Here is a 26,266-nt window from a genome sequence, read left to right on the forward strand (position 1 = left end):
CACCGCTCTCCTTTCTCCGGGACTGCAAGGGCTTTCGCCGAGTTCGTGCGGTGTGCTGCGCCCAGTCTCGGTGCGTGGCGCCCGGCATGGCGCGGCGATCGGCACTGTCTATCGGTCGAATCGAGCAGCGCGCGTGACCGCGCGACCGTGGGAGCGCTCCGACACGGTGGGCTCGACGTCCGGCGATCCGCGGGCGATCTCGCGTTGCCCCCGAGCCCGTTCCCAATCGGGAGCAGCGCATGGCCGCCCACCCCGATCCGCTCTCCGAAAAGCCACCCGTCTTGCGGCCGGTGACCGTGCTTCGGCGCGCCCGCGCCGGAACATGTTGCTGTGCAACAGAATACGTAGTATTGCCGAGTTGAATCGGTGCCCGCCGTGGACCATCGGAGGTTTTCACGCTATCCGGCCGTGTCACACTCGCTGTGCGAATTGCACGGCGTGGCTTCGGCCGTGATGGTGGCTCGAGGAACCGGAGTGAGGCAGACCCAAGAACCTTGGGCTGGTGCGCGTTTGAAACGTGGACTACTCAAAGTAGAACCCCTGATCTTGCTCCGGCATTCGCTGTGATGTGACTGGCCTCAGGGGGATGGGAGAGGTTGTGCGGTTGCTCGGCCCTTGGTCGGATTCGGTGGATGTCGCCGCGTATGGGGGTGGGAAGGCGCGGGGGTTGTATGCGCTGGGGGAGGTGGGGGTGCGGGTGCCCGAGTGGGTGGCACTCGGCACGGAGGCGTTCGAGGGGTTCGCGAGTGCGGCCGGCCTGACAGGGGAATTGGAGGGGTTCGCGGCACTCGGGGAGGTCGAGGCCGCGGTGGTGCGGGCCGCTGAGCTGCGCGCAGCGCTGGCGGTCGCGGAGGTGTCCGACGCGGCGGTGGCGGTGATCGGCGAGGCCTGGGAGCGGCTCGGCCCGGAGCCTATCGCGGTGCGGTCCTCCATGTCGGCCGAGGACGGGGCGGAGGCTTCGTTCGCCGGGCAGTTCGACAGCCATCTGAACGTGCACGGTCTCGAAGCGGTGATCGCGCGGGTGCGGGACTGCTGGGTGTCGGCGTTCTCCGAGCGTGCGGTGCGATATGCGTTCGCGCACGGCCTGTCTCGCGCCTACGCGCCCGCGGTGGTGTTACAGCGATTGATCTCGGCGCGATCCAGTGGCGTGGTGTTCACACGGAATCCGATGACCGGTGCGGACGACGAGCTGGTGATCAGCGCCGTCTACGGGCTGGGGGAGGGTCTGGTGTCGGGCGCGGTCGACGCCGACTCGATGATCCTGGACCGGAACACCGGTGCATTGATCGATATCACACTGGGGGACAAGGATATTCGTGTCGATCCCGGCGACGGGCAGGGCTGCGCGACGGTCGAGGTCGAGGCCGGCCGACGCGGCGCGCGGGTGCTGAGCGACGCCGAGACCGCCGAGCTCGCCGAGATCGCCCGGGAGGTCGAAATATCCTGTGGCGCACCGCAGGACATCGAATGGGCCATCGACGACACCGGCGTGTGGCTGCTGCAGACCCGGCCGATCACCGCGACCGCGTCGACGCTGTCCGCGCGCGAGGTCGAGCTGCGTGGCGCGGGCGAGCGGGTGGGTCCCGGTGAGACGCGAATCTGGGACAACTCCAACATCATCGAGAGCTTCAGCGGCGTCACCTCACCGCTGACCTACACCACCGCCGCCGATATCTACGGCCGCGTGTACCGCGGCTACACGGCCTCCCTGGGGGTGCCGCCCGAGCAGCTGCGGCAGACCGATGCGTGGACTCCCGTGCTGCTGGGCAGCTTTCACGGCCGCGTCTACTACAACCTGCTGCACTGGTACCGCATGGTCGGCATCGCGCCCGGCTACCCGCTCAACCGCCGGGTGCTCGAGGCCGCCCTCGGCGTGGCCGAACCGCTGCCGACGGAGATCGCGAAGACGCTGCGGCCCTTCGAATTCGACAGCACAGCGGCCCGGCTGCGCTCGCGGGCGCGCACCACGGTGATCTACGCACGGCGCCTGTTCGGCATCGACGACCTGGTCGAACAGTTCATGGCCGACTTCTACCGCGTCTACGACGAGTACGACGCCGTGGACTACACCGCGCTGACCGGCGAGCAGGCCTACCGCTCCTATCGCACGGTGGAGGGCGACCTGGTGCGGCGGTGGGGCCCGCTCATGGTGCTCGACGCCATCCTGCTCACCCTGTCGGGCCTGATGTTCGTGCTGACCAAGCTGTTCCTGCCCAAGGCGCCGGAATGGTTCCTCTACGCCGTGGTCGGCCCGGGCGCGGACGTCGAATCCGCCGAGCCGGCCCGCGCGATGACCGAGCTCGCCCGGGTCGTTCGCGCTGATCCGGAACTGAACGACATCATCAATTCGACTGCGCCGGAGGCGATTCACGACGCGCTGCGGGCCGCCGGGCGCACCGAGTTCCGCGCCGCCCTCGACGACTATCTGGACCGCTACGGCTACCGCAGCCTCGACGAGCTGAAGCTGGAAACACCGGATCTGCGCGAGAATCCGGCCAATCTGTTCGTCATGCTGCGCAGTGCGGTCGGCCGGGTCGGCGACACCGTGACCGCGAACCGCGCCGGCGAGGCCGACGCCTACCTGGACGCGCATCTCGGCCACGGCCTCCGGCGGCGCGTCTACGAACGCCTGCGCGCCAAGGTCTCCCGCTGCGCCGCCCACCGTGAGCGGCTGCGCTTCTGCCGCACCCGTGCGTTCGGCATGGTCAAGCGCATGATCCGGGTGATGGGCCGGGATCTGGTGGCCCGCGGCGTGATCGACGAGTTCGAGGACGTGTTCCAGCTGACCGTCGAGGAACTGCGTGGCTGCTACGAGGGCGCGGACACCGACCGGCTGCGCGAGGTGGTGGCGGTGCGGAAGTCGCTGCGCGCCAAGGATTCCACGCTGGTGGCCCCGGCCCGCTTCCGCACCGTCGGACCGCGGCTGGGCAATGCCGAACTGGCCGAACAGGGCTGGGTGCCGGTCACCGCGACGGCCGCGGCCACTCCCGGCACGGTGCTCACCGGAACCCCGTCGGCGGCGGGCATTGTCGAGGGCGCCGCGGTGATCGTGGACGAACCCCGCGACGTGGCCGGCGGCATCCTCATCGCCTACCGCACCGATCCGGGCTGGGTGGCGGCCCTGCCCTCGGCGTCGGCGCTGGTCATCGAACGCGGCAGCCCGCTCACCCACGTGGCGATCGTGGCACGCGAGCTGGGCGTGCCGACCGTGGTCCAGTTGCCCGGCATCACCCGCCAACTGCGCAGCGGCATGCGTATTCGAGTCGATGGGGCCGCCGGCACCGTCACCGTGCTTTCCGAAGGAGACCAGTGATCGACCACGTGAACGACGAAGCGACCGTGCGCAGGTGGCTGATCGAGCCCTCGGCAGGCACCGGGCTCTACCTGGCCGACGAGGCCGACGGATGGGAGTACCGCAGCTATCGGGACCTGGCCGACCAGGTGTGGTCGATCGCGGACCTGCTGCGGGCCGCCGGACTCGGCAGCGGTGACGGCGCGTGCGTGATCATGCCGACCGGATTCCCATGTGTGGCGGCGTTCTACGCGGTGTGGGCGTGCGGCGGGGTGTTCACCCCGGTCGCGCCGCCCATGTTCGGCGACCTGGAGCAGATCGTCGCGCACATCGCGGGCATCGTCGAGCAGGCCGCGCCCCGCCTGGTGGTCACCTCCCCGGAGTTCGAGACCTTCGTGCGCAGCGCCTGCCTCGCGGCCGGTCGCACCGACGAACCGGTGGTCGTCCATGCCGCGACGCTGCCCGCCGCCCCCGCGACGCGCGAGCTCGCCGACGTGTCGGAAGTGGCACTGCTGCAGTTCACCTCGGGTTCCTCGGGCGCACCCCGCGGTGTGCGGGTGAGCTGGCACAACCTGGCCAACAACATCGCCATGATCACCCGCCTCATCGACTGGCAGCCGGGCGAAACCATGGTGTCGTGGCTGCCGCTCTACCACGACATGGGGCTGGTCGGCGCGTTCCTGCAGGGCGTCACCAACCAGGCCGACCTGTACCTCATGCGTCCCGACCAGTTCGTGCGCGACCCGCTGCGCTGGCTGCGCGCCATGACCCACGCCCAGCACGCGCCGTCGCCGTCGTTCGCGCTCGGCTATGTGGCGCACCGGGTCCGGCCCGAGGAGATCGCCGGCCTGGATCTGTCGGGCTGGCGGACGCTGGCCATCGGCTCCGAACCGGTCGAGGTGGCGGATCTGCAGGCCTTCGCGAATCTGACCGGCCCGCAAGGCTTCTCGATGGGCGCGTTCACCCTCGCCTACGGGCTGGCCGAGGCGACGCTCATGGTGACCTCCTCGCCCACCCGGCGGCCCATCACGGCGCTGCGGCTGGACAATCCGAATCTGCGCTTCGGCGAACCAGTTCCGGTGCTCGAGGAGGCGATGCTCGACGACACCCACCGGGTGGCGGGCGCGGGCTGGATCACCGGGCTCGGCTTCTCCACCCCCGAATCCACCGTGACCGTGGTCGACGACGAGGGCCGGGAACTGCCCGACGGCGTCCTGGGGGAGATGGTGGTGACCGGAGACTCGGTGGCGCTGGGCTACTCCGGAGAGGCGAGCGCGACCTCGTCGACCCGCCTGGAGAACGGCCGCCTGTACACGGGTGACGCCGGATTCCTCTACCGCGGCGAGGTTTTCGTCCTCGGCCGGATGGGCACCAGCATCAAGGTGCGCGGCCGCTCGGTGTTCATGGAGGACATCGAATCCCGGGTCGCCCAGGAAACCGGGCTCACCAAGGGCAAGCTCGCCGCCGTCGGCCTCGTCGAGGCCGGACTCCAGGGTGTCGCCCTCTTCGCCGAGACCGCGCCCGGCGACTGGATTCCGCAGGCCCGCACCCTCATTCGCGACCACCTCGGACCCGCCCAGACCGTGCACATCGTCACCGGGCCGCGCGGCCTCATCCGCCGCACCTCCAGCGGCAAACCCCGCCGCCGGCACATGTGGCAGCTGCTGCGGGACGGCGCCCTCGAGGGCGCGGTGCTGCACGAGGTGGATGCCGCTGCGGGGCAACCCCCTTCCCTCGAGCCGGAAGGGGCTGCGGTCGACAAGTCACAGCCGAGTGGGTTTACACAGGTCGGCGACTCCGCGGATGGCGGATCCGAGGCTGTACGGCGCCCGGCGCAAGCCGTGCCGCGACCCGGAATGCCCATGGACAGGCTGCGACAGCTCCTGGACGGCGCGCTGCGGTCGGTCGCCGTTCCCGAGGACGCCGCTGTCCTGTTCGAGGGCTCGCTGGCCGAGGGTTTCGGCAATGCGGGCTCGGACATCGACTTCCTGGTGGTGTCCCCTGGCGCGGACGAGCTGCCGACCCTGCCGACGGTCCTGTTCCTCGACGGCCGCCGCGTCGAGGTCCGCACCCGCTCGGTGGCCCAGCTGCGCCGGCAACTCGAGCGGGCCGCCACCGATCCGGACGAGGACGGCCTCAACCGCTGCCAGCGCTTCCTGCGTGCCACGGTCATCCGACCCGGCACGGTGGATCTGGACCAGCTGCGCGGAATCCTCACCCACGACGCCTTCACCACGGTCGTCGCCGACTGGTGGGCCACCCGCGCCCGCCACGCCCTGGGCTACGCCCTCGCCCTGCGCGCCTTCGGAGCCCACACCGAAGCCGAGGCCTGGGCCGAAGACGGCCTCCGGCAAGCCATGAAGGCCTGGCTCGCCCGCCGCGGCGAAACCTACCTCGAAACCAAATGGCTGCCACAGCAACTCGATCGCACCGCTCCCGATACGCTCATCGACCGCTACCGGCGGCTCATCGACGCGGCCGACCAGGAGTCCATGGGCAGCGACGGCGAATCCAGTCGGTTCAGGCCCGGAGTGTCCGGATCGTCGAATTCCGCCAGTAGGTACGCAACACAGGTCGAAGACTCCTCGGGCGATGCCGGCATTGCTGCGTTCGGACCCGAGTTCGACACGGCAGCAGCTTCCGCCGGCCGGGTGGACGGGGCGATCCTCGCCACGGCGGGATCGGAGTCGGCCGCGGGGACGCGCGAGCCGGCCGGCTCGCGGTGGGCTGCGAGGCTGGTGCTGGCCGCGGATCTCGGCGTCGACGGCGTCGTGGATGACCCGCACGAGCTGATCTTCACGCGGCGTCCCGCCGTCACCACCTGGCCGCTGGCCGGACGTCTGCACGTGCTGCGTTCCGACAGTGAGATTTTCGTGCTGTCCGAGGCGGGAGCGCAGGCGTGGCGGTCGGTGGTGTTCCGGCAGTCGATCCGGGATGTCATGGCGCGCGCTCCGCGCGATATCGGGGCGGCGCTGGCGGAGTTCGTCCGGCTGGGGTTCGTCGGCCTGCAGTGGCGGGGCGGCGCGGTGCTCGAACCGGCCCTGGCCATGTGCAAACCGGTGGAGCCATATACGCCGGTGGCCGTGGTGGCGACGCCCGCGCTGGGACTCACCGGTGCGGCGCGCGGGGAGGGAATCGCGACGCTGTCGGCATTGCCCGCCCGGCGGTTCATCGGGGCCGGTCTGAATCTGGTGTGGTCCAACGTGGTGCTCGAGAACGCCCGCGAGGATCTGGTGGGCGCGGTCAAGGACGCGCAGGGCGAGGTCGCCGATATCGCCGCGCACCGGCTCATCGCCATGAGTGTGCGAGTACTGTTGAGCGCGTTCGGCATTCATCCGCTGCCCGCCGATGTGGATCCGGTCGGCACGGTCGCCGGGCTGCTGCCCGCGCACGCCCCCGAGCGGTGCGTGCTGATCACGACACTGGAATCGGCTGCGCGCGTGCGGTTCTCGCACACCCTGCGAAACGGCGGCGACGCGCTGAACGATCTTGCCCGTGTCGACGCCGTCGTCGCCACGGTGCGGCGTCTGGCCGCGGATACCGGTGCGGGCCGGGACTTCCCGGCCTCCTTCGATTCCCGCGAGCAGTGGCAGCGCACCCTGACCCTCGGCTACGACTGGCTGCGGCTGGCCGGGTATCTCGACGCCGACCTGCCCCTGGACGAGGCCCGCGACCTGCTGGCCAGCGGCGGCCAGCAGCCCCACCTGCGAGAGAGCGAGCAGTCATGACCACCGAAGCCACTGTCGCCGAACGCGTCCGGCACATCATCGCCACCATGGCCCCGCGGCCCGCCGAACTCGACGGTGCCGCCGACGCGCCGGAACGGACCGGCGAGCTGCGCCTGATCGAGGATCTCGGCTTCGACTCGCTGCGGCTCATGGAATTGACCGTGGTGCTCGAACAGAGCTTCGCGTTGCCGCGCTACCGGCCCGAACAGCTGATGGGGGTGCTGCGGGTCGGCCAGGTCGTCGATCTGGTCACCCGCACCCTGGAGGTGAGCGCATGAGCGAACGGACCACCGTCCTGCTCACCGGCGCGAGTGGACTGGTCGGGTCGGAAGTCGCCGCCCGGCTCAGCGCCGCCGGCCGCCCGGTAGCCGCCGTGCTGCACAGTAATTCGGACATCCGGCGCAATGACGGCAGCGGGTACGAGCCGGACCTGCGGATCGCCGGCGACATCCGGCGGCCGGTCTTCGGGCTGGACCCCGCGACGGCCGCCGATCTCGCCGGCCGGGTGGGCATCATCGTGCACTGCGCCGCCACCACCGCCTTCGACGCCACCGCCGAGACCTACGACGAGCTCAATGTGCGCGGCGCGGAGCACGCCGTCGCGCTGGCCCTCGCCTGGGACGTGCCGCTGCTGCACGTCAGCACCGCCTACGTGTGCGGGCTGCGGCACGGCGTCATCCGCGAGGACGAGCTGGACGCGGGCCAATCCTTCGGAAACGGCTACGAGCAGAGCAAATTGCGGGCCGAACAGGTGATCCGGGCGGCCGGGGAACGCGGGCTGCGATGGGCGGTGGTGCGTCCGGGCATCGTCACCGGCGCGCTGGGCGACGGCGTGATCCGCGAGTACAAGAACCTCTACACCGTGGTGAAACTCATGGTCGAGGGCAAGCTGCGCACCCTGCCGGGCCGCTACGACGCCACGCTCGCCCTGGCCCCGGTCGACCACGTCGCCGACGTGATCGCCGCCGCGGTCACCGATTTCGGCAGTGTCGCCGGATCCACCCTGCACGCGGTGGGCCGGGACACGCTGTCACTGCGCGAGGTCTCCGACGTGCTGGCCGAGTACCCGTCCTTCGATGTCGCGACCTTCGTGCCGGAATCCTCCTTCCGCGCCGAGGATCTCGACCCGATCGAGCGCGAGTACTACCTGCGGATCGGGGTGCTCTACACCAGCTACTTCCAGCGCCGGCTGTCCTTCGACACCAGTAACGCGGACCGCCTGCTGGACCGGCTCCCACCGCAGACCGGCAAGGACTACCTGCGGGCGCTGCTGGACCACTGCCTGGAGTCCGGCTACCTGGGCGCGCCGCTGCCGTCCATCGCGGAAACCTTGGCGCGCACCGGAATCGGCGCATCGGCACCGGGAACGGGGGTCCGGTCGTGACCGACGACGACCTGCGCACCCTGCTCGCCGACGCGACTCCGTCGAAGGAGAAGGTCGACGCCTATCTCACCGACACCTATGTGCTCGAGACCGTCGAGCAGGCACAGCGGCTCGGTATCGACGCCGCCGCTTTCGCCCGCGAGCACTCGCTGTTGCTGCTGAAACCGGACGCCATCGTGGCCCGGGCCGTCGAACCGACCCTGACATGGCTGGCGGACAACGACTTCCAGGTGGTGGACGCTCGCCGCGTGGTGGTGGACCGGCACGTGGCCCGCGCCCTGTGGTACTTCGCCTGGAACATCGCCTCCCCGGAACGGCGTCGGCTGGCCGACCTGCTGGTGGGGATCTCCGATGTCCTGGTGCTCGTGGTCCGCGGCCCGGTCGCCGACCTGCCGACACCGGTGCGCCTCACCGCCGCCAAGGGCGCGACCGACCCCCGCAAACGGCAGCCCGGTGAACTGCGCTACCTGCTCGGCCGCCACAATTACCTGCTCAATCTCGTCCATTCCCCCGACGATCCCGCCGACGTGCTGCGCGAACTCGCCATCTACTTCGACGAGACCACCCGAGCCCAGGTGTTCGCCCACGCGCTCGAGGGGCGCGACCGGACCGACGCGGCCGCCGCGCTGGCCCGCGACCTCTACGATCGGGCCCCCGCCCGCAGTTTCGAGCGCTCCGACGCCATCGCCCGGCTGTGCACCGAACTGGGTTCCGCCGCAATGAAATCCCTCGACCATCGGATCTCCGCGGCCGAACCCGGCTCCCCGGCCGCCCAGGCCGCGCTGCTGGAGGCGGCGTGGTCCAGTGGCCGCGAGCTCGACCCCTGGTCGCTCATCGTGCTGGGTTCCTACGTCCTACCCATGCGCGCCGGGACCGGGTCGCAGACCCTGCGCCCGGTCAGCGCGACCGATTGGCTGGAGGCCAGACCATGACGACGACACAGCCACCCGGAACCGCCCACCCGCTCACCCGCGCCGCCGCCGTGCGCGCCACCCACCTGCGCACCATCCCGCGCGCGCTCGCGCACCGGCACGCGGTCGCCGAGGTCTTCGTGACCTCGCTGGAGGCCGAGACCTCCGGCGCCTTCGTGGCCGGGGCCCAATTGCCGCGCATGCACGGCCATTACGGCGATCACGCCGGCGCGCTGGGCCTGCACCACGACCTGATCGCGGTCATGGAGGCCGCCCGGCAGGTCTCCATCGCCGTGACCCACGAGTTCTTCGACGTGCCCACCGACCGGGCCTTCCTGGTGCGCACCTTCAACGGCACCGGCATCGACGGTGCGATCTGGGAGATCGGTTCCGCGCCGGCCGATCTCGAACTGCGGGTGCGGGCGCTGCGCGAACACCATCGGGGGGAGCGGCTGGAGGGACTGGACCTGTTCCTCGACATCAGCTGCCGGGGAGTTCCGATGGGTACCGTGGACGGCTCCTTCTCCTGGGTGGATCCGCGGCAGTGGGCCGCCATCCGCTCGGGCTACCGGAAGCAGCTGGGCCTGGGGCCCTTCGAGATTCCCGCGTCGCCGGGCACGCGGGCCGCCGCCGCGCTGGTCGGCCGGGAGAATCCCCGCAATGTGGTGATCGGGCCGCCGGAGTCCACCCCGGGACGGTCCCGCGCCGCGCTGGTCGCCGACACCACCCATCCGATCCTGTTCGACCATCAGCTCGACCACGTGCCCGGCAACCTGCTCATCGAGGCCTGCCGGCAGGTCGCGCTCACCACCGTGGGCCCGCAGCCCCGCCGATTGATCAGCGTGACAAGCGCTTTCGACCAGTTCGTGGAACTCGACCTGCCCGCCGTGTGCGTGGCCGAGCGCACCGACTCCGGGGTGGACGCCACCGTCGTGCACTGCGAGATCCGCCAGGCCGGCGCTGTCGCGGCCCGGATCGACCTCGAATTCGCGGGGGACCTGGCACCGGCGGAGGACGGCGACTGATGGACACCGATCTGCTGACCGGCACCCGCGCGGTCCGCAAACGCCTCGACCTGCAGCGGCCCGTCGACGACCGCGACCTGCGGGAGTGCCTGGAGATCGCGGTGCACGCGCCCAGCGGCTCGAACCGGCAGCCGTGGCGGTTCGTGGTGGTGCGCGACCCCGGCCTCAAATCCCGGATCGGTGAGTACTACCGGAAGGGGTTCGCCGCCAACCTCTCCGGCCGCACACCCCGGCCGGATCAGCTGGCCGATCTGGCCTCGGGGCAGCACCTGGCCGACCACCTGGGCGAGGTGCCCGCGCTGATCCTGGTGTGCGCGCTGGGCCGCCCGCCCGCCGAACCCACGGCGCTGCGGCTGGCCGGCTTCTACGGGTCGATCTATCCGGCGGTGTGGAATCTCCAGCTGGCCTTGCGCGCACGCGGACTCGGATCGACGCTGACCACGGCGCATCTGGCCTACGAGCGCGAAGTCGCCGAGCTGCTGGGCATTCCGTTCGAGGAGGTCACCCAGGTGGCCATGCTGCCGGTCGCGCACCTGCTGCCGGGCGGCGGCAAACCCGTGCGCCGCACACCCGCCGTGGAACTGACCGGCTGGGACGGCTGGCCGACGCCGGGGGAGGTGGCAGCGCCGTGACCGATCTCGCCGAAATCCCGTCCCGCACCGGACTTCTCACCTCGGTGGGCCGGATCGCACGGTTCACCAAGGTGATGTACAAGCCGCACTACCTGCTGTATGGCATCCTCTGGGTGCTGGCCCTCGAAGGGACGGCGGCACTGCTGACGCAGCCGGGCGTCGCCTGGCATCCGACCGGCGCGACCGCCGCCCGCATCGGCATCGTCGCGATCGTGCTGCTGTACCTGCGCATGGTCGACGAGCAGAAGGACCTCGAGTACGACCGGGTGCACAATCCGGACCGGCCACTGGTCACCGGAGCGGTGAGTGCGCTCGAATTGCGCAGTGCCATGGGGGTGATCGCGGCGGTGTCGATCGCGGGCAGCCTCGCGTTGTCGGTGCGCTCCGCGGTGGCCATCGCGGCGGTGCTCGTCTACGGCCTGATTCTCTGGGCGCTGGAACAGCTTTCGGAGACGGTGCGCACCGATATCATGCTCAACCTCGTGGTCACCTACCCGGTGCAGCTGCTGGTGACCGCGTACGTCGTGCTGTCGGCCATCGACACCGGCGAGGCGGCGGCCCACGGCCGGGTCGCGGTGGTGGCGATCGTGTTCGCCGGAGCCTTCCTGCAGTTCGAGTTCGCCCGCAAGACCTCGCGCAGCGTGCGGCCGGGGGAGATGTACTACTCGAACGCGCTCGGTGCGCCCGGTAGTGCCGGGGCGTCGGTTCTGTGCGCACTGGCGGCGGCGGTGGGTGAGATCGCCGTCGCGAAACCGTGGGAGTGGCACGGCACGGCCGCCGTCCTCGGCTGGATTCCCGTGGCACTCATGCTGATCCCGGCCATCGGAGCATGGCGGTTCGTGCGGTCGCGGGACGACGAGTACCCGGTGCTGCCCGCGGTCCTGTTCATTCTGACCCTGTACCTGACGCTGATCGCGCAGGCGGCGGTGGCCACCCGCGGCTGAACGCTCAGCGGTAGGACAAACGCCGGAAGGACACGGCGGCGCAGGCGAATCCGACCGCCGCGATGGCCAGGCACCAGAGCACCGCCGCCGGCGCCCGATCGGCGGTGGTGCCGTCCAGCAGCGCGCGCACGGTGTCGACCACCGGGGTCGCGGGCTGCCGGTCGGCGATCCCGCGCAGCCAGCCCGGCATGGTGCGGGTCGGCACGAACGCGCTGCTGACATACGGGATGAACGTGATGGCGTAGGTGAGTCCGCCCGCCGCCTCCGGATTGCTCGCCGCCATGCCCAGCGCCACCGCGACGGCCGTGATCGCGACCACGAACAAGGTGATCAGCGCGGCCGCGCCCAGCCAGCCCAGCGGCCCCGAACCCGGCCGATAGCCCAGTGCCACCGCGACACCCACCGCGATGGCGATGGCCGCCATGGTGCGCACGAGGCCCTCGCTCAGATGCCCCGCCGACAGTGCCTGCCGGAACATGGGCAGCGTCCGGAAGCGGTCCATGCTACCCCGCGTCATATCGGTGCACACGCTGGTCGCGGTGATCGACGCGCCGAAACCCGTGCACAGCAGCATGATTCCCGGCACCACATAGTTCAGGTACGAGCCGCCGACCTCGATCGCGCCGCCGAACACGTAGGTGAACAGCAGCATCATCAGAATCGGCATGGTCAGCGAGATGACCAGCGTGTCGGTGCTGCGCAGGGTCCGGCGGGCGCAGCGCCGGAACATGACCAGGGTGTCGGGGACGAAATGGCGTACCGCCGTGAGCATGGGCGCGGTCACCGGGCGGCGGCCTCGATGAGATCGGCTGTGCGCTCGGCCACCCCGGTGGTCCGCAGGGTCGCCGCGAAGCCCTCGACCCGCCGCCGGGTGCGCGCGTTCAGCAGCGGCGCCAGCGCGCCCGCCAGCCGGTCGGCGGTCATGGCGGTGAACGGAAGATGTGCGCCCACACCGAGTTTCTCCACCTGCCCGCCCCACATGGGCTGCTCGAACGACACCGAGCACACCACCGTGGGCAGTCCGGCCCGCAGGCTTTCGAACAGGGTGCCGATGCCGCCGTGGTGCACGGCGGCCGCGCAGCGCGGGAAGATCAGGTCGTAGGCGAAATTGCCGACCAGCTTGATCCGGTCGCCCGTCACGGTGTTCGCGACATCCAGGTCGCTCCACCCCGCGTGCACCAGGGCGCGCACCCCGAGCCGGGTGCACACCTGCTCCACCATGGCGAACACGGCCGCGGCGTCGCGAATCGGCATGCTGCCGAAGCCGAAGAACACCGGCGGCTCGCCCGCCTCGACCCAGGACAGAATGTCGTCGTGGCTGCCCGACAGCTCGCCGACCGCCGCGCGGGTGGCCTGATCCAGGGTCAGGAAGCCGGTGAAGGGGCGGCGGTGGTCCCACTGCTCCGGCAGGTTCGGCACCAGGGCAGGATCGTAGATCTGGATCTCGGGCACCCGCGCCCGCGCCAGCGCCGCGGCCGGGCTGGTGTACGACTTCGGCAGCCCCAGCACGCCGCGCAGCTCGTTGAGGTAGCGCAGGAACACCACGCGGCGCAGGTTCTCGGCCAGCAGCCAGGTGGCCCGATTGACCGGGGCGGGCGGATTCCAGTGTGCGGGAAGCAGACCGGGGAACGGGTAGGCGCCGTTCATCCGCGCCGGGTAGTAGTGCAGGCTGACCAGCGGCACGCCCATGGCCTCCGCGATCGAGGACGCCCGGTCCTCGGTGACGGTGCTGGCCACGATCAGGTCGGCCTTCGCGCACACGTCGATGACCTCACGATTCATCCGCTCGCCGTACTCGGCCATCTGCTTGCCGACCAGTTGCATCAGCCGCAGCGTATTGCCCGCGGCCAGCGCCCGCTGGCCCGCGTCGGAGCTGTAGAGCCGCTGCACGTCCGGTCCGCAGGCCTGCGCGGACAGGCCTGCGGCGGTGACGAATTCGACCAGATTCGGCGGCGCGCCGATCAGCACTTCATGGCCGCGGCGCTGCAATTCGACGCCCAGGCCCACGATCGGGTGCACATCGCCCCGGGTTCCGGTCAGCGGTATCGCGATGCGCATGCGGCCTCTCTCGGCAGGGGACGGGATCCCTTGACACTGGGGTGCTCTGCGGGCCGGCGTCCAGACGTAGGAAATGTGGGCATTTCACTGAGGGGCGGCGCTGCGTAGGGTTGCGCTGATGCACATCGCCATGTTCGTGGACTACCATCCGGCCTCGCTCGGCGGGGTGCAGACCGCCGTCACCGGGCTGCGCCGCGGACTCGAACGCGCCGGGCATCGGGTCACCGTGTTCACCGTGCCCGATCCGGCGGCCGCGCCGGACCCGGATGTCGTTGCGCTGCAACCGCTGCCGGTTCCGGCCGTGAACGGATTCGCGGTCGTCGCACCGACCCGGCGCAATGCCGCGCTCATCGACGCCGAATTCGCCGCCCGCGGGCCCGTCGACCTCGTGCACACCCAGAGCACCTACGGCGTCGCCATCGCGGGCATGAAAGCGGCACGGCGGCACCGGATTCCGCTCGTGCACACCGCGCAGAGCCGCGACGACGCCTTCATCGAGCACACCTCGCCCGCGCCCTACGCCACCGCGCTGGCGCTGCGCGGGTTGCACGGCCGCTGGGTGCCGCACGAACATCACATGCCGCACCGGGCCGGGGAATCGGCCGCGGCCCGGCACGCCTGGTGGACGATCAGCGGGCAGGCCCAGGCCGCCGACCAGGTGATCGCGCCAACCCGGCACTTCGCCGACCTGCTGCTCGCGCACGGGCTCACCCGCCCGATCACCGTGGTGTCCAACGGTGTCGACGACGCACTGCTCGACGCGCGCACCGCTATGGCACGCCCCGCGCACGGGCCGCTGCGGCTGGTGTGGTGCGGGCGGCTGTCGGGGGAGAAGCGGCTGCTGGAAGCCATCGAGGCGGTGCGGCGCACCGACAACTGCGTGCTCGACATCTACGGCGAGGGCGACCTGCGCGGTGCGGCAGTCGGCCGCGTCGTGGAACGGCGGCTCGGAGAGCGAATCCGGTTGCACGGCAGGGTCAGCCAGGCCGCCTGCCTCGACGCCATGGCCGCGGCGGACGCACTGCTGTTCCCCTCCAGTGGATTCGACACCCAGGGCATGGTGCTGCTCGAGGCCACCGCCGTCGGGCTCCCGGTCGTGTACTGCGATCCCGATCTCGCCGAATCGGTGCCCGCGGGCATCCGGTCGGCGGATCCGTCGGTCGAGGCGCTGAGCGAAACCCTCGCCAAGCTGGCAGCGGACCGCTCGGTGCTCGCCGACCTGCGCGCGCAGCTGGCGGGTCAGATCGACACCGTGCGCCAATCGCACCAGATCGCACGGGTATTGGAGGTCTACCGGGACGCCGGTGCCGGGTTGGCCGCCGCGCCACCGCCCGTCGTGCCGCGGAGCCTGGCGGACATCCCTACGGCACCGCGCAGCGTGCCGGTGCTCGGGCACAGTCTGCGGGCGCTCACCGACGCATCCGGCTTCGTGACCTCGCTGCCCGCGCTCGGGCCGATCGTGCGCGTGCGTTTCGGCCGCCAGACCGGCTACGTGCTCACCACCCCGGACCTGCTGCGCGAGGTCAATCTCAGCGACGCCGAATTCGAGCGGGAGGATCTGCGCGAGGCCATCGACGATATCGCGGGCGGGGCGGTCAATGTGCTGCGCGGGTCCGAGCACCGGTTGCGCCGCCGCATGATCTCGCCCGCGCTGCGGCAGAGCAGGCTGGCCGAATATGCCGAAGCCGCAGCCGATATCGCCAATGCCTGGGCCGCCGCACTGCCGGTCGGTCAACGCGTGAATCTCATGGACGAGGCGCACGGCCTGGTGCTCGACACCGTGTCGGCGACCCTGTTCACCGCCGACTTCGGCGACAGCGCGCGCCGCGAGATCCGCGACAATGTGCCGTGGCTGCTCAGCCAGGTCATCGTGCGCACCGCACTGCCGCCGCAGCTGCGCAGGCTGCGGGTCATCGCGAACTACCGGTGGCGCAGCAAGTCCCGGCACCTGCGCGCCGCCGTGGGGGCCGTGGTGAGCGAATACCGCAGGCGCGATGAGGATTTCAACGACGTGGTGTCGGCGCTCATCCGGCACACCGACAGCGAGACCGGAGCGCGGCTGTCCGACGATCACATCATCGACGAGGCCATCCTCATGCTCGCCGGCGGCGTCGGGTCCATGGCGTCGCTGACCGGGTGGCTGTGGCACGAGGTCAGCCTGCGACCGGCCATCGCCGAACGCCTGTACGCGGAACTGGACGCCGTGGTCGGCACCGGTGACGTGCGGCCCGAACACCTGGCCGCCATGCCGTACCTGAAACAGGTCGTCTCCGAGACCATTCGATTCTGGGGGCCCTGGATCAGCGCCGCCAACGCCAGCGCCGACCTGACCATCGGAGACGTCACCATACCGGCGGGGGCCGCGATCATGTTCAGCCCCTACATGGTTCAGCACGACCCGCGCTGGTTCACCCACCCCGAATCCTTCGATCCGGAACGCTGGTCCGCCGAGAACGCCGCCGACACCGCCAAGAAGGCGATGATCTCCTTCGGCGTCGGCCGCCGCCGCTGCCTCGGCGACCACTTCGCCATGCTCGAAATCGCGCTGGCCTCCGCGGCACTGCTGTCCCGCTGGCGGATCACCCCGGTGCCAGGACACCGGGTGCGGGCCTCCAACCGGGATTTCGTGCTCTCGCCGTCGGCGCTGCCGGTCACCCTGCGGGCCCGCTGATCGCGGCGGCTACTACAGCAGCACCGGCAGCTCGTGCAGACCGTGCATGAGGGTGCTCGGATGCCAGGCGAGCGCCTCCGCGGCCGGTGACAGGCGCAGGTCCGGGAACCGGGACAGCAATGCGGCGAAGGCGACCCGCGCTTCCAGGCGGGCCAGCGGGGCGCCGACACAGAAGTGGATACCGTGGCCGAAGGCCAGATGGCCGGTGGTGTCGCGGGCGGGATCCAGGGCGTCGGGGGCGGGATAGCGGTCGGCGTCGCGGTTGGCGGCGGCCAAGGCGACGAAGACGAATTCACCCTCGGGGATGTCCGTGCCCGCGATGGTGACCGGTTCGGCCGTGTGCCGGAGGGTGCTCATGTTCACCGGGCCGTCGAAGCGCAGGAATTCCTCCACCGCAGCGGGAATCGCCTCGGGTTCGGCGCGCAGGGCCCGCAGCTGCGCCGGATTGCGGAGCAGGGCGAGGGTGCCGTTGGCGATCAGATTGACCGTGGTGTCGTGCCCGGCGACCAGCAGCAGGAAGGCCATGCCGACCTGCTCGGACTCGGTGAGGGCATCGCCGTCGTCGGCGGGGACGGCCAGCGCGGACAGCAGATCGGCGGCGGGTTGCACTGCCTTCGCCCGCACCAGCTGGGTCAGGTAGACCGCCATGGCCTCGGAGGCGCGGGCCCGGTCTTCGTCCAGGCCCGCGACCGCGACCAGCGCCCGGGTCCACTCCTGGAAGTCCGCGCGATCGCCGAGCGGCACACCGAGCAGCTCGCAGATCACCGTGATCGGCAGCGGCTCGGCGAATTCGCGCAGCAGGTCCACCTCAGAGCGGCCCTCCAGGGCATCCAGCAGCGAGCCGGTGATCTCCTCGATGCGCGGGCCCAGCGCGGCCACCCGGCGCGGGGTGAAAGCCCGGGTCACCAGCTTCCGCAGCCGGGTATGGCCGGGCGGATCGGTATTGAGCATGTGGGATAGCAGCGCCAGCATATTCGGATCCGACTGCGGCACACCACGTTTGCGGCTGAGCAGTGCGTCGGAGACCGCGGCCGCCTTCTGCAGGCGCGGATCGGAGAGTGCGGCCCGCCCTGCGGCGTAATCGAGGATGACCCAGCGGATCACGCCGTCGGGGAACCGGACTCGCCGCACCGGCCCGTGCTCGCGCCAGCGCCGGTAGTGGGCGTGCGGATCGGCGAAGAACTCCGGGCCGATGGATTCGATCCGGTCCGGGGCTTCGGTGTCGGCCATACCGCGACCCTAACCGATGGAATGGCTTGCGGCGAATGGCAATTCGTCGCGATGTAAAAGACTCTGTACATCGAGTCGTGTTTTCTTGACGCCGGGTTCAGCCTTACGGGGAGAAGCGAACCTGGATCCGGGGTGTCGCGGCCGTGGTCTCGTACCTGATCCGGGAACGTAGCGCGCGGTACCCGTTCTTCAGGGCGGGGATAGCGCATCGCGTGGCACGCTAATGTACTACCATGTCAAGCGTGGGCGATCGAGTGGTGAAGCGGGCGTATAAGTTCCGCTTCTACCCCACGCCCGAGCGGGCCGAACAGCTCGTCCGTACCTTCGGTTGTGTCCGGTACGTGTACAACCGAGCATTGGCGGAGCGTTCCCGTGCTTGGAGCCAGGAGCAGCGTCGCGTCAACTACGCGGACACATCGCTGATGCTCACGCAATGGAAACGCGACCCCGAAACCGAGTGGCTTACAGAGCCTTCCAAGGGGCCGTTGCAGCAAGCCTTGAGGAACCTTCAGGGGGCTTTCGACAAGTTCTGGCGCAAACAAACCGGCTATCCCCAGTTCAAGAGGAAGGGCCGGTCGAAGGACTCGGCCACCTACTTCTCGAACTGCTTCACCTACCGCGACGGCCAGATCAGACTTGCGAAACAAGCGGAACCGCTGAGCATTCGCTGGTCTCGTCCACTGCCGGTAGGTGCTGTCCCGTCGCAGGTTACGGTGTCACGCGACAGCGCGGGCCGGTACCACATTTCGATCCTGGTCGAGGAGACGATCAGCGCGCACGCCCCGACCGATGCGACGGTCGGTGTCGATGCGGGTATCACGTCGCTGTACACGTTCTCCACCGGGGAGAAGGTGTCCAATCCCCGGCACGAGCGCAAGGACCGGGCGCGGTTGGCGAAGGCGCAGCAAGTGTTGTCGAGGAAACACAAGGGCTCCAGCAACCGGGCGAAGGCTCGGTTGAAGGTGGCTCGTATTCATGCCCGGATCGCCGATCGGCGGCGGGACCATCTGCACAAACTCTCGACTCGGTTGGTGCGCGAAAACCAAGTGATTGCCATAGAGGATTTGAGTGTGCGGAACATGGTTCGGAATCGTTCGCTGGCGCGGGCGATCTCGGACGCGTCGTGGTCACAGTTTCGGTCGATGCTGGAATACAAGGCCGACTGGTACGGGCGCACCGTGGTGGCGATCGACCGGTTCTATCCGTCGAGCAAGACATGCTCGACGTGTGGGCGGATCGCCGATCGCCTGCCGCTCGACATCCGGGAGTGGACGTGTCCGTGCGGCACTGTCCACGATCGGGATATCAACGCGGCGAAGAACATTCTTGCGGCCGGGCTGGCCGTCGAAGCCTGCGGAGATGGTGTGAGACCGCCCCGCAGCTGATGCGAGGAGGCAACCGTCGATGAAACAGGAAGCCCCTGTCGTGAGGCAGGGAATCCCGATCCTTCAGGGCCGGGAGGGAGTCAACTATCTGATCGTCGTGCTGGCTGGCGCGTGCGCGGCACACCGCGGTGGTGGACGTGGCCTATGTCGCGCCGCTGCTGTGGGCGGTCGGCGGGTCCATCGTGGTCTCGATCGTGGTCAGCTGACCGCGGAGACGCGTGAACCCCTCCGCCGAGTGCGGCGAGGGGGTTCACGAAATCGAATGGTCCGCTGTTACAGCGGCATCGGGCCGGACGAGCCCGACGAGACCCAGGACCAGCCCGCGTGGATGCGGGCCAGGATCAGGTTGACGATGTCGAGGACGGTTGAACCCGTCGGTGTTTCCTCAGTGCTCGGGGTGGTTGACGGTGCGGAGCGTAGTCGAGGGGGTTCGGGAGCGATATGGGTTGGCGCAAAGGTGAATTAGTGCTGCGGCGGAGTAGGACGCGACAGGGTGGCCGGGTGGTCGGAGGTCGCGGAGAGTTGAGCGCCGAAGATGTCTTCGCCGAGCCGGCGGGCCGCAGCTAGATCCAGGATGGTGCCGTCGAGGTGGGGGTGGGCGTCGGACCAGCGCTGGGCGGTGTCGCGGTCGGTGAAGAAGTTCAGGTCGTTGCAGCAGGAGTCGGCGGAGGGGCCCTCGCCGGCTCGGGCGCCGAGGAAGACGACCGTGGTTGCCGGTTGGGCGGTGAGTTCGCCGTCCCGGATGGTTATCTCGACGGGCTCCGAGGTCGACGGGTCCGCCGAAGTGATGACGGCATCGGCGCCGAGCATCGCCGGCATGCCGAGTGCGTCGACCGCGCACATTGCGTAAACCGTTGCGCCGTTGGTGATTCGAACGCGGTGCGGGGTCGGTGACGTCGAGAAGGGATACGCCGAGGCGATAGCGCCCGGGGCATCGAGGCGGATCACGTCCGCTGCGTGTAGGCGAGCCAGGACCGATTCGGCCGAGACGTCGAATCGCGCGGCGATGCGGGCCAGCTCCGTTGCGCTCGGTGGTCGGCCCGTGGCGGCGAAACCGCGCAGAACAGCCTGGTGGATCTCCTTTTCGGCGGGGTCCGCCGGTTGCGCGGCGCGTCGCCACGTCGTGAGTCCGGGTGCGAGGGAGCCCACGGTGTCCGAGGGTGCACAGCAGTCGCCGGCAGCTCGGGAGTCGTCCGGCGCATCGATCGGCTCGAGTTGCAGGGCCGCGCGGAGAGCGCCGACCGTCGGGGCGCCGTCGATGCCGCCGGATTCGGAGCGGTACAGGCGGCACGCGACGCTCGGGACCTGGCCCGGCACAGCGAACGGGTCGACCCCGTCGACCAGCAGCGTGGGCGACCCGGCCATGCCCGCCGCGGCCGCATCGTCCGGGTCGTCGATGACGCGGTGAGAAATCTCGAGGACGATCGGATGGCCCGCCGTCGCCTGGCGGATGCGATCCTCCAGCACTGCCACATTCGGACAGTGCGGAACCTGCAGAATCTCGAGCTTCACGACCGATCTCCCTTCTCGTGCAAGGTCTCCAGCAATGAGCAGCAGCGGTCCTCGCGCGGGCGCTCGCAGGTCGCCACCAGCTCGGCCAGCGATCGCCGCATGCGTTGCAGGTCGGCGATGCGCTCGGCGAGCAGGGCCATCCTCGACTCGGCCAGCTCCCGCGCCGTATCGCAGTCCTCGGGGCCGCCCGCGGCGAGCTGCAGGAGCACTTCGACCTCGTCCAGGCTGAACCCGTGATCCTGCGCCCGCTTGACGAATCGGATCGTCGCCACCGCGTCCGCGGGATACGCGCGATACCCGCCCGCCGAACGCGGCGGCTCCGCCAGCAGCCCCCGCCGCTCGTAATACCGCAGGGTCTGCACGTTCACGCCCGCGCGGGCGGCCACCTCACTGCTGCGCATACCGCCATTCTCAACCCGGTACCCGGGTACAGAGTCAAGGATGAGCCGCGGCTGCCGGATCGGTACGGAGCGGGCGGCAGCCGGGCTGGACCGAATCCGCTACGCCGAGGCGGGAACCGGGGACTTCGCGAAGGCGAGGAGGTCGCGGGTGAGGCGTTCCGGGTGGGTCAGGTAGAGGCCGTGAGGGGCGTTTTCGTAGATGACGAGTTCGCTGTCCGGGACGAGGGCGGCCTGGCGGCGGCCGCCGAAATCGAGTGAGATCGAGGCGTCGGAGTCGCCGTGGATGATCAATGTCGGGACGGTGATGGTGCGCATCTCGGCGCGGAAGTCCGTTTCGACCACCGCGCGGTTGCATTCGAGGGTCGCCCACATCGATGTTCCCGCAATGGATTGCAGGACGCGGTCGCGGGTGATCGCGGAGACCTCGCAGCCGGGCAGGCCGACACCGATGTAGGGGTCGGCATTGTCGGTGAGCCAGCGGTCCTGATGGTGGTGCCAGGAATCGCGGAGGGCGTCGGCGGCCGCGCGCGGGGCGCCGTCCGGGTTGTCGTCGGTGGCCAGCAGGAACGGCAGCGCGGCCGCCACCAGCGCGATGCGATCCACCCGGGCGCTGCCGTGGCGGGTCAGATAGCGGACGATCTCGCCGCCGCCCATGGAATGGCCGACCAGCAGGAGATCACGCAGGTCCAGGTGGTCGATCAAGTCGGCGACATCATCGGCGAGGGTGTCGTAGTCGTAGCCGTGGCCCGGATCATCGGAGCGGCCGTGGCCGCGGCGGTCCAGAGCGATGGTGCGGTAGCCGCGCCCGGCCAGATCGGCCATCACACCGCGCGGTTCGGTGCTGTCCATCCCGGCCGCCGCCAGGAACAGCACCGGGCGGCCGGTGCCCCAATCGCGGTAGAACAGCGAGGTGCCGGTGCGGGTTTCGACGAAAGGCATTGCGATGTCTCCTCATTCGATGGTCGGACAGGGTCCGTTCGGAACGAGGAGGACAGTATGTCGGCTTCACTGACATCTAGTGTCAGTGGATTCGGGCAGAATTTTCGATATGCGCGCCAGCCGTCTCATGTCGATCCTGTTGCTGTTGCAGACACGCGACCGGGTCACCGCCCAGGAGATCGCCGGCCAGCTGGAGGTCTCGATCCGCACCGTCTACCGCGACATGGAATCCCTCTCCGCCGCCGGCATCCCCGTCTACGGCGATCCGGGCCACGACGGCGGCTACCGCCTCCTCGACGGCTTCCGCGCGAAACTCGAGCTGCTGACCACCGACGAGGCCGGATCCCTGTTCTTCGCCGGACTCCCCAGCGCCGCAGCCGATCTCGGACTCGGTGCGATCGTCACCGCCGCCAACCTCAAGGTCATGTCCGCCCTGCCCCCGGAACTCCGCGACCGGGCGGGCCGCGTCGCCGAGCGCTTCCACCTCGACGCCCCCGGCTGGTACAACGAAGCCGAGCCGACGCCCCACCTCACCACGGTTGCCGACGCCGTCTGGAACGAACGCGCCCTGCGCTTCACCTACATCCGCTGGGCCACACCACATCTGGTCACCCGCGCCACCGAACCCCTCGGCCTGGTCCTCAAATCCGGCAACTGGTACCTCGTCGGCCATACCGCCACCGACCTGCGCACCTACCGCATCTCCCGGATCATGGAACTCGAGGTCCTCCCCGACCCCGTATCCCGCCCACCCGACTTCGACCTCGCCGCCTACTGGGCCACCTACCTGGATTCCTTCGACCAACGCCGCCACCACCATTCGGCCCTGATCCGCCTCACCGCCGAAACCTTCGACCGGCTACCGGAACTCCTGGACCCCGCCACCGCGCAGGCCGCGCGCGACTCGGCCACCGACCCCACCCCCACCGGCCACCGCGACATCCGCCTCCCCATCGAATCCACCGACCGCGTCGTCCCCGACCTGCTCCGCCTCGGCGCCGGCGCGGAAGTCCTCGCCCCCGAATCGCTTCGCGAACGGATCGCCACCGAGACCGCGGCGATGGCCCGCCTCTACCGCCATTGATGCCGCCCGCACACGAGCTCTCGGTGCCGATCCGGTTACCTCGCGCGGTGTTTGTTTCGTCGTCAGGCAGGACTGTCCTGGTAGCGCGGCCAGTTCGACAACGTCTGGTGCAGTGCTTCGACAATGTGCGGCCAGGAGTCGCCGGGGGAGCGTGAGTGAGCGAAGCCGCCGGCCGACTCGAGCGTGGCGAATCCGTGAAAAGTGCTGCGCAGCAGGCGAGCCGCGTCCAGTCCCTCGGATTCCCCCAATCCGTACCCGCGTAGCAGCGCCGCCGTCAGCTCGACACTGCGCAGCAGCGCCGGCTCATCGGCCACCTCGGCCGGATCCATCCGAATCTGCGTGGCCGCATAGCGTTCCGGATACTCGAGCACGTAGGCCCGATACGCGTCGGCGAACGCCACCAACGCTTCCCTCCCGGAACGACCGAGAACAGCCGCCCCGATCCGCTCGTTCAGCTCCGCACTGGCCAGCAGCGCCACCCGCACGCGCAAATCCTGCAGCCCCCGTACATGCACATACAAACTCGGATCCTTCACCCCCACCCGCTTGGCCAGCGCGGAGAGCGTGAGCTTCTCGAACCCGATCTCATCGACCAGTTCGGCCGCCGCTCCGACCACCCGCTCCGTCGTCAACCCAACCCGCGGAGACATCCGCCCTCCTTCCCACGCCCACCAAGCCAAAACCTAGCATCCATAGGAACAATCGAATCAGCCCTCTGAAGCGAATCCCCGGTCGACAACTGTCGACCGGGGATTCGCTTCATGGGGTGGAGCAGATGTGTCCTAGACGGACTTGTTGAAGGCCTTGGCCTCGCGGCGGCGGCGGTGCAGGATGGGCTCGGTGTAGCCGTTGGGCTGCTTGGTGCCCTCGAGGACCAGTTCCTTCGCGGCCTGGAAGGCGATGGAGGCGTTGAAGTCCGGGGCCATGGGGAAGTACGACGAGTCGCCGGCGTTCTGGCGGTCGACGACGGGGGCCATGCGCTCGAGGGAGGCGATGACATCCGCCTCGGTCACGATGCCGTGGCGCAGCCAGTTGGCCATCAGCTGGCTGGAGATGCGCAGGGTGGCGCGGTCCTCCATGAGGCCGATGTCCTTGATGTCGGGCACCTTCGAGCAGCCGACGCCCTGGTCGATCCAGCGCACCACGTAGCCGAGGATGCCCTGCGAGTTGTTGTCCAGCTCCTGCTGGATCTCCTCGGCGGACCAGTCGGTGTTCGGGGCGAGCGGGATCTCGAGGATCTCGTCGACGGTGGCGCGCGGGCCGCCCTTGGCGATCTCGGCCTGCCGCTTGAACACGTCCACCAGGTGGTAGTGGGTGGCGTGCAGGGTGGCGGCGGTGGGCGAGGGCACCCAGGCGGTGTTGGCGCCGGACTTCGGGTGGCCGATCTTCTGGACCAGCATCTCGGCCATCAGATCGGGCATGGCCCACATGCCCTTACCGATCTGCGCCTTGCCGGGCAGGCCGGTGGCCAGGCCGGTGTCGACGTTCCAGTCCTCGTAGGACTTGATCCACTGCTGGGCCTTCATCTCGGCCTTGCGGACCATCGGCCCGGCCTCCATGGAGGTGTGGATCTCGTCGCCGGTGCGGTCCAGGAAGCCGGTGTTGATGAAGACCACGCGGTCCTTGGCGGCGAAGATGGACGCCTTCAGGTTCACCGTGGTGCGGCGCTCCTCGTCCATGATGCCGACCTTGAGGGTGTTGACCGGCAGGCCCACGACCTCTTCGATGCGGCCGAACAGCTCGTTGGTGAAGGCCACCTCGTCCGGGCCGTGCATCTTCGGCTTCACGATGTAGATCGAGCCGGTGCGGGTGTTCTTCAGCTGGGTCTCGCCATTGAGGGCGTGCTTGGCGATCAGGACGGTGATCAGGCCGTCCATGATGCCCTCGGGCACCTCGTTGCCGGCCGCGTCGATGATCGCGTCGGAGGTCATCAGGTGACCCACGTTGCGCACGAACAGCAGCGAACGGCCGTGCAGCACAAGCTCACTGCCGTCGAGGGCGGTGTATACGCGGTCCGGGTTCATGGTGCGGGTGAAGGTCTTGCCGACCTTCGACACCTGCTCGGCCAGATCGCCCTTCATCAGGCCCAGCCAGTTGTGGTAGCAGAGGACCTTGTCCTCGGCGTCCACGGCCGCGACCGAGTCCTCGAAGTCCATGATCGTGGTGACCGCGGACTCGAGCACCACGTCCTTGACGCCCGCGGTGTCGGTGGAGCCGATCGGGGAGGCCGGGTCGATCTGGATCTCGATGTGCAGGCCGTTGTGCTTCAGCAGCACCGAGGTCGGGTTGGCCGGCTCGCCCAGGTAACCCACCAGCGCGTCGTTGTCGGCGAGGCCGATCTCGGTGCCGTCCTCGAGGCCGACCACGAGCTCGCCGTCCTCGATCGAGTACTTGGTGGAGCCGACGTGCGAGCCGGTGATCAGCGGCACGGCGTCGTCGAGGAAGTTGCGGGCCCACTCGATGACCTTGTCACCGCGGACCTTGTTGTAGCCCGAACCCTTCTCCGCGCCATTGGCCTCGGAGATGGCGTCGGTGCCGTACAGGGCGTCGTACAGCGAGCCCCAGCGCGCGTTCGCGGCATTGATGGCGAAGCGGGCGTTCATCACCGGCACGACCAGCTGCGGTCCCGCCTGGGTGGCGATTTCGGCGTCCACGTTCTCGGTGCCGATCTGGAAGTCGGCCGGTTCGGGACGGAGATAGCCGATCTCGGTGAGGAACTGCTTGTAGGCAGCCTTGTCGTAGCCTGCGCCCGGGTTCGCGCGGTGCCACTCGTCGATCTTGGCTTGGATGTCGTCGCGTTCCGCCAGCAGTGCGCGGTTGCGGGGAGCGAGGTCATTGATGACGGCCTCGGCACCCGACCAGAACGCGGCGGAATCAACACCGGTGCCGGGAAGGGCCTCGTTCTCCACGAAATCGTGGAGCACCTTGGCAACCTGCAGCCCGCCGACCTGAATCCGCTCTGTCATCTACTGCCTCATTTCGAGAAGCCGGGTGGAAAAAGTACGGGCGTCATATTACTCGCGGTTACCGGGCGGTATTTCACGGCCTCGGGGTTGGGGCCTCGGACGAT

General features: G+C 69.5%; 19 protein-coding genes. 11 read left to right on the forward strand and 8 right to left on the reverse strand.

All coding sequences use genetic code 11. The features are described from left to right. Positions 1-586: 586 nt before the first annotated feature. From ABZV44_RS03995 to ABZV44_RS04030, 8 genes are read left to right on the forward strand one after another with little or no spacing between them, the layout of a single operon-like run. Complete coding sequence (locus tag ABZV44_RS03995) at positions 587-3,313, forward strand: phosphoenolpyruvate synthase (protein WP_354831730.1); 2,727 nt, start codon at positions 587-589, stop codon at positions 3,311-3,313. Next, on the forward strand, positions 3,310-7,020 hold the full coding sequence (locus ABZV44_RS04000) for an AMP-binding protein (protein ID WP_354831732.1): 3,711 nt from the start codon (positions 3,310-3,312) through the stop codon (positions 7,018-7,020). The genes ABZV44_RS03995 and ABZV44_RS04000 overlap by 4 nt, the downstream gene beginning before the upstream one ends. Then, complete coding sequence (locus ABZV44_RS04005; protein ID WP_354831734.1) at positions 7,017-7,298, forward strand: acyl carrier protein; 282 nt, start codon at positions 7,017-7,019, stop codon at positions 7,296-7,298. Before ABZV44_RS04000 ends, ABZV44_RS04005 begins: the two co-directional genes overlap by 4 nt. Further along, positions 7,295-8,404: an SDR family oxidoreductase gene (locus ABZV44_RS04010; RefSeq protein WP_354831736.1), complete on the forward strand. Its 1,110-nt coding sequence runs from the start codon at positions 7,295-7,297 to the stop codon at positions 8,402-8,404. The genes ABZV44_RS04005 and ABZV44_RS04010 overlap by 4 nt, the downstream gene beginning before the upstream one ends. After that, positions 8,401-9,336 (forward strand): nucleoside-diphosphate kinase, encoded by a 936-nt coding sequence (locus tag ABZV44_RS04015; RefSeq protein ID WP_354831738.1) that lies wholly within the window; start codon positions 8,401-8,403, stop codon positions 9,334-9,336. Before ABZV44_RS04010 ends, ABZV44_RS04015 begins: the two co-directional genes overlap by 4 nt. Further along, positions 9,333-10,340 (forward strand): ScbA/BarX family gamma-butyrolactone biosynthesis protein, encoded by a 1,008-nt coding sequence (locus ABZV44_RS04020; protein ID WP_354831740.1) that lies wholly within the window; start codon positions 9,333-9,335, stop codon positions 10,338-10,340. Before ABZV44_RS04015 ends, ABZV44_RS04020 begins: the two co-directional genes overlap by 4 nt. Next, positions 10,340-10,972 carry a nitroreductase family protein gene (locus tag ABZV44_RS04025; RefSeq protein ID WP_354831742.1) on the forward strand — a complete coding sequence of 211 codons (633 nt, stop codon included), beginning with the start codon at positions 10,340-10,342 and terminating at the stop codon, positions 10,970-10,972. The genes ABZV44_RS04020 and ABZV44_RS04025 overlap by 1 nt, the downstream gene beginning before the upstream one ends. After that, complete coding sequence (locus tag ABZV44_RS04030; RefSeq protein WP_354831744.1) at positions 10,969-11,916, forward strand: hypothetical protein; 948 nt, start codon at positions 10,969-10,971, stop codon at positions 11,914-11,916. Before ABZV44_RS04025 ends, ABZV44_RS04030 begins: the two co-directional genes overlap by 4 nt. Positions 11,917-11,920: 4 nt before the next feature. Here the strand turns inward: ABZV44_RS04030 and ABZV44_RS04035 are convergent, their stop codons facing one another. Together ABZV44_RS04035 and ABZV44_RS04040 are read right to left on the reverse strand one after the other, a co-directional pair. Beyond that, complete coding sequence (locus tag ABZV44_RS04035; protein WP_354831747.1) at positions 11,921-12,700, reverse strand: ABC transporter permease; 780 nt, start codon at positions 12,698-12,700, stop codon at positions 11,921-11,923. Beyond that, positions 12,697-13,974, reverse strand: a complete 1,278-nt coding sequence (locus tag ABZV44_RS04040; protein WP_354831750.1) for a glycosyltransferase — start codon at positions 13,972-13,974, stop codon at positions 12,697-12,699. The genes ABZV44_RS04035 and ABZV44_RS04040 overlap by 4 nt, the downstream gene beginning before the upstream one ends. 118 nt (positions 13,975-14,092) lie before the next feature. Here ABZV44_RS04040 and ABZV44_RS04045 point away from each other — a divergent pair, with 118 nt between their 5' ends. Then, positions 14,093-16,645 carry a cytochrome P450 gene (locus ABZV44_RS04045; RefSeq protein WP_354831753.1) on the forward strand — a complete coding sequence of 851 codons (2,553 nt, stop codon included), beginning with the start codon at positions 14,093-14,095 and terminating at the stop codon, positions 16,643-16,645. A 12-nt stretch (positions 16,646-16,657) separates the two neighbouring features. Here ABZV44_RS04045 and ABZV44_RS04050 read toward each other — a convergent pair whose 3' ends face one another. Continuing rightward, positions 16,658-17,875 (reverse strand): cytochrome P450, encoded by a 1,218-nt coding sequence (locus ABZV44_RS04050; RefSeq protein ID WP_354831756.1) that lies wholly within the window; start codon positions 17,873-17,875, stop codon positions 16,658-16,660. A gap of 233 nt (positions 17,876-18,108) precedes the next feature. Here ABZV44_RS04050 and ABZV44_RS04055 point away from each other — a divergent pair, with 233 nt between their 5' ends. Further along, positions 18,109-19,260, forward strand: coding sequence for an RNA-guided endonuclease TnpB family protein (locus tag ABZV44_RS04055; RefSeq protein WP_354831758.1), 1,152 nt, complete (start codon positions 18,109-18,111; stop codon positions 19,258-19,260). A 462-nt stretch (positions 19,261-19,722) separates the two neighbouring features. On the opposite strand, the gene ABZV44_RS04060 is transcribed toward ABZV44_RS04055, so the two are convergent. The 3 genes from ABZV44_RS04060 to ABZV44_RS04070 all read right to left on the reverse strand — a co-directional run bounded on the left by ABZV44_RS04060 (position 19,723) and on the right by ABZV44_RS04070 (position 22,112). After that, positions 19,723-20,772, reverse strand: coding sequence for an alkylmercury lyase family protein (locus tag ABZV44_RS04060; RefSeq protein WP_354831760.1), 1,050 nt, complete (start codon positions 20,770-20,772; stop codon positions 19,723-19,725). Next, positions 20,769-21,173 (reverse strand): MerR family transcriptional regulator, encoded by a 405-nt coding sequence (locus ABZV44_RS04065; protein WP_354831763.1) that lies wholly within the window; start codon positions 21,171-21,173, stop codon positions 20,769-20,771. The genes ABZV44_RS04060 and ABZV44_RS04065 overlap by 4 nt, the downstream gene beginning before the upstream one ends. A 99-nt stretch (positions 21,174-21,272) precedes the next feature. Next, positions 21,273-22,112 (reverse strand): alpha/beta hydrolase, encoded by an 840-nt coding sequence (locus ABZV44_RS04070; RefSeq protein WP_354831766.1) that lies wholly within the window; start codon positions 22,110-22,112, stop codon positions 21,273-21,275. Between the two features lie 109 nt (positions 22,113-22,221). Here ABZV44_RS04070 and ABZV44_RS04075 point away from each other — a divergent pair, with 109 nt between their 5' ends. Continuing rightward, positions 22,222-23,196: a YafY family protein gene (locus ABZV44_RS04075; RefSeq protein ID WP_354831768.1), complete on the forward strand. Its 975-nt coding sequence runs from the start codon at positions 22,222-22,224 to the stop codon at positions 23,194-23,196. A 62-nt stretch (positions 23,197-23,258) separates the two neighbouring features. Here ABZV44_RS04075 and ABZV44_RS04080 read toward each other — a convergent pair whose 3' ends face one another. Beyond that, complete coding sequence (locus ABZV44_RS04080; protein ID WP_354831771.1) at positions 23,259-23,846, reverse strand: WHG domain-containing protein; 588 nt, start codon at positions 23,844-23,846, stop codon at positions 23,259-23,261. A 132-nt stretch (positions 23,847-23,978) separates the two neighbouring features. Then, positions 23,979-26,162, reverse strand: a complete 2,184-nt coding sequence (locus ABZV44_RS04085) for a malate synthase G (RefSeq protein ID WP_354831774.1) — start codon at positions 26,160-26,162, stop codon at positions 23,979-23,981. Positions 26,163-26,266 lie beyond the last annotated feature (104 nt).

The organism is Nocardia sp. NPDC004860 (assembly GCF_040609015.1).
Taxonomy (GTDB): Bacteria; Actinomycetota; Actinomycetes; order Mycobacteriales; family Mycobacteriaceae; genus Nocardia.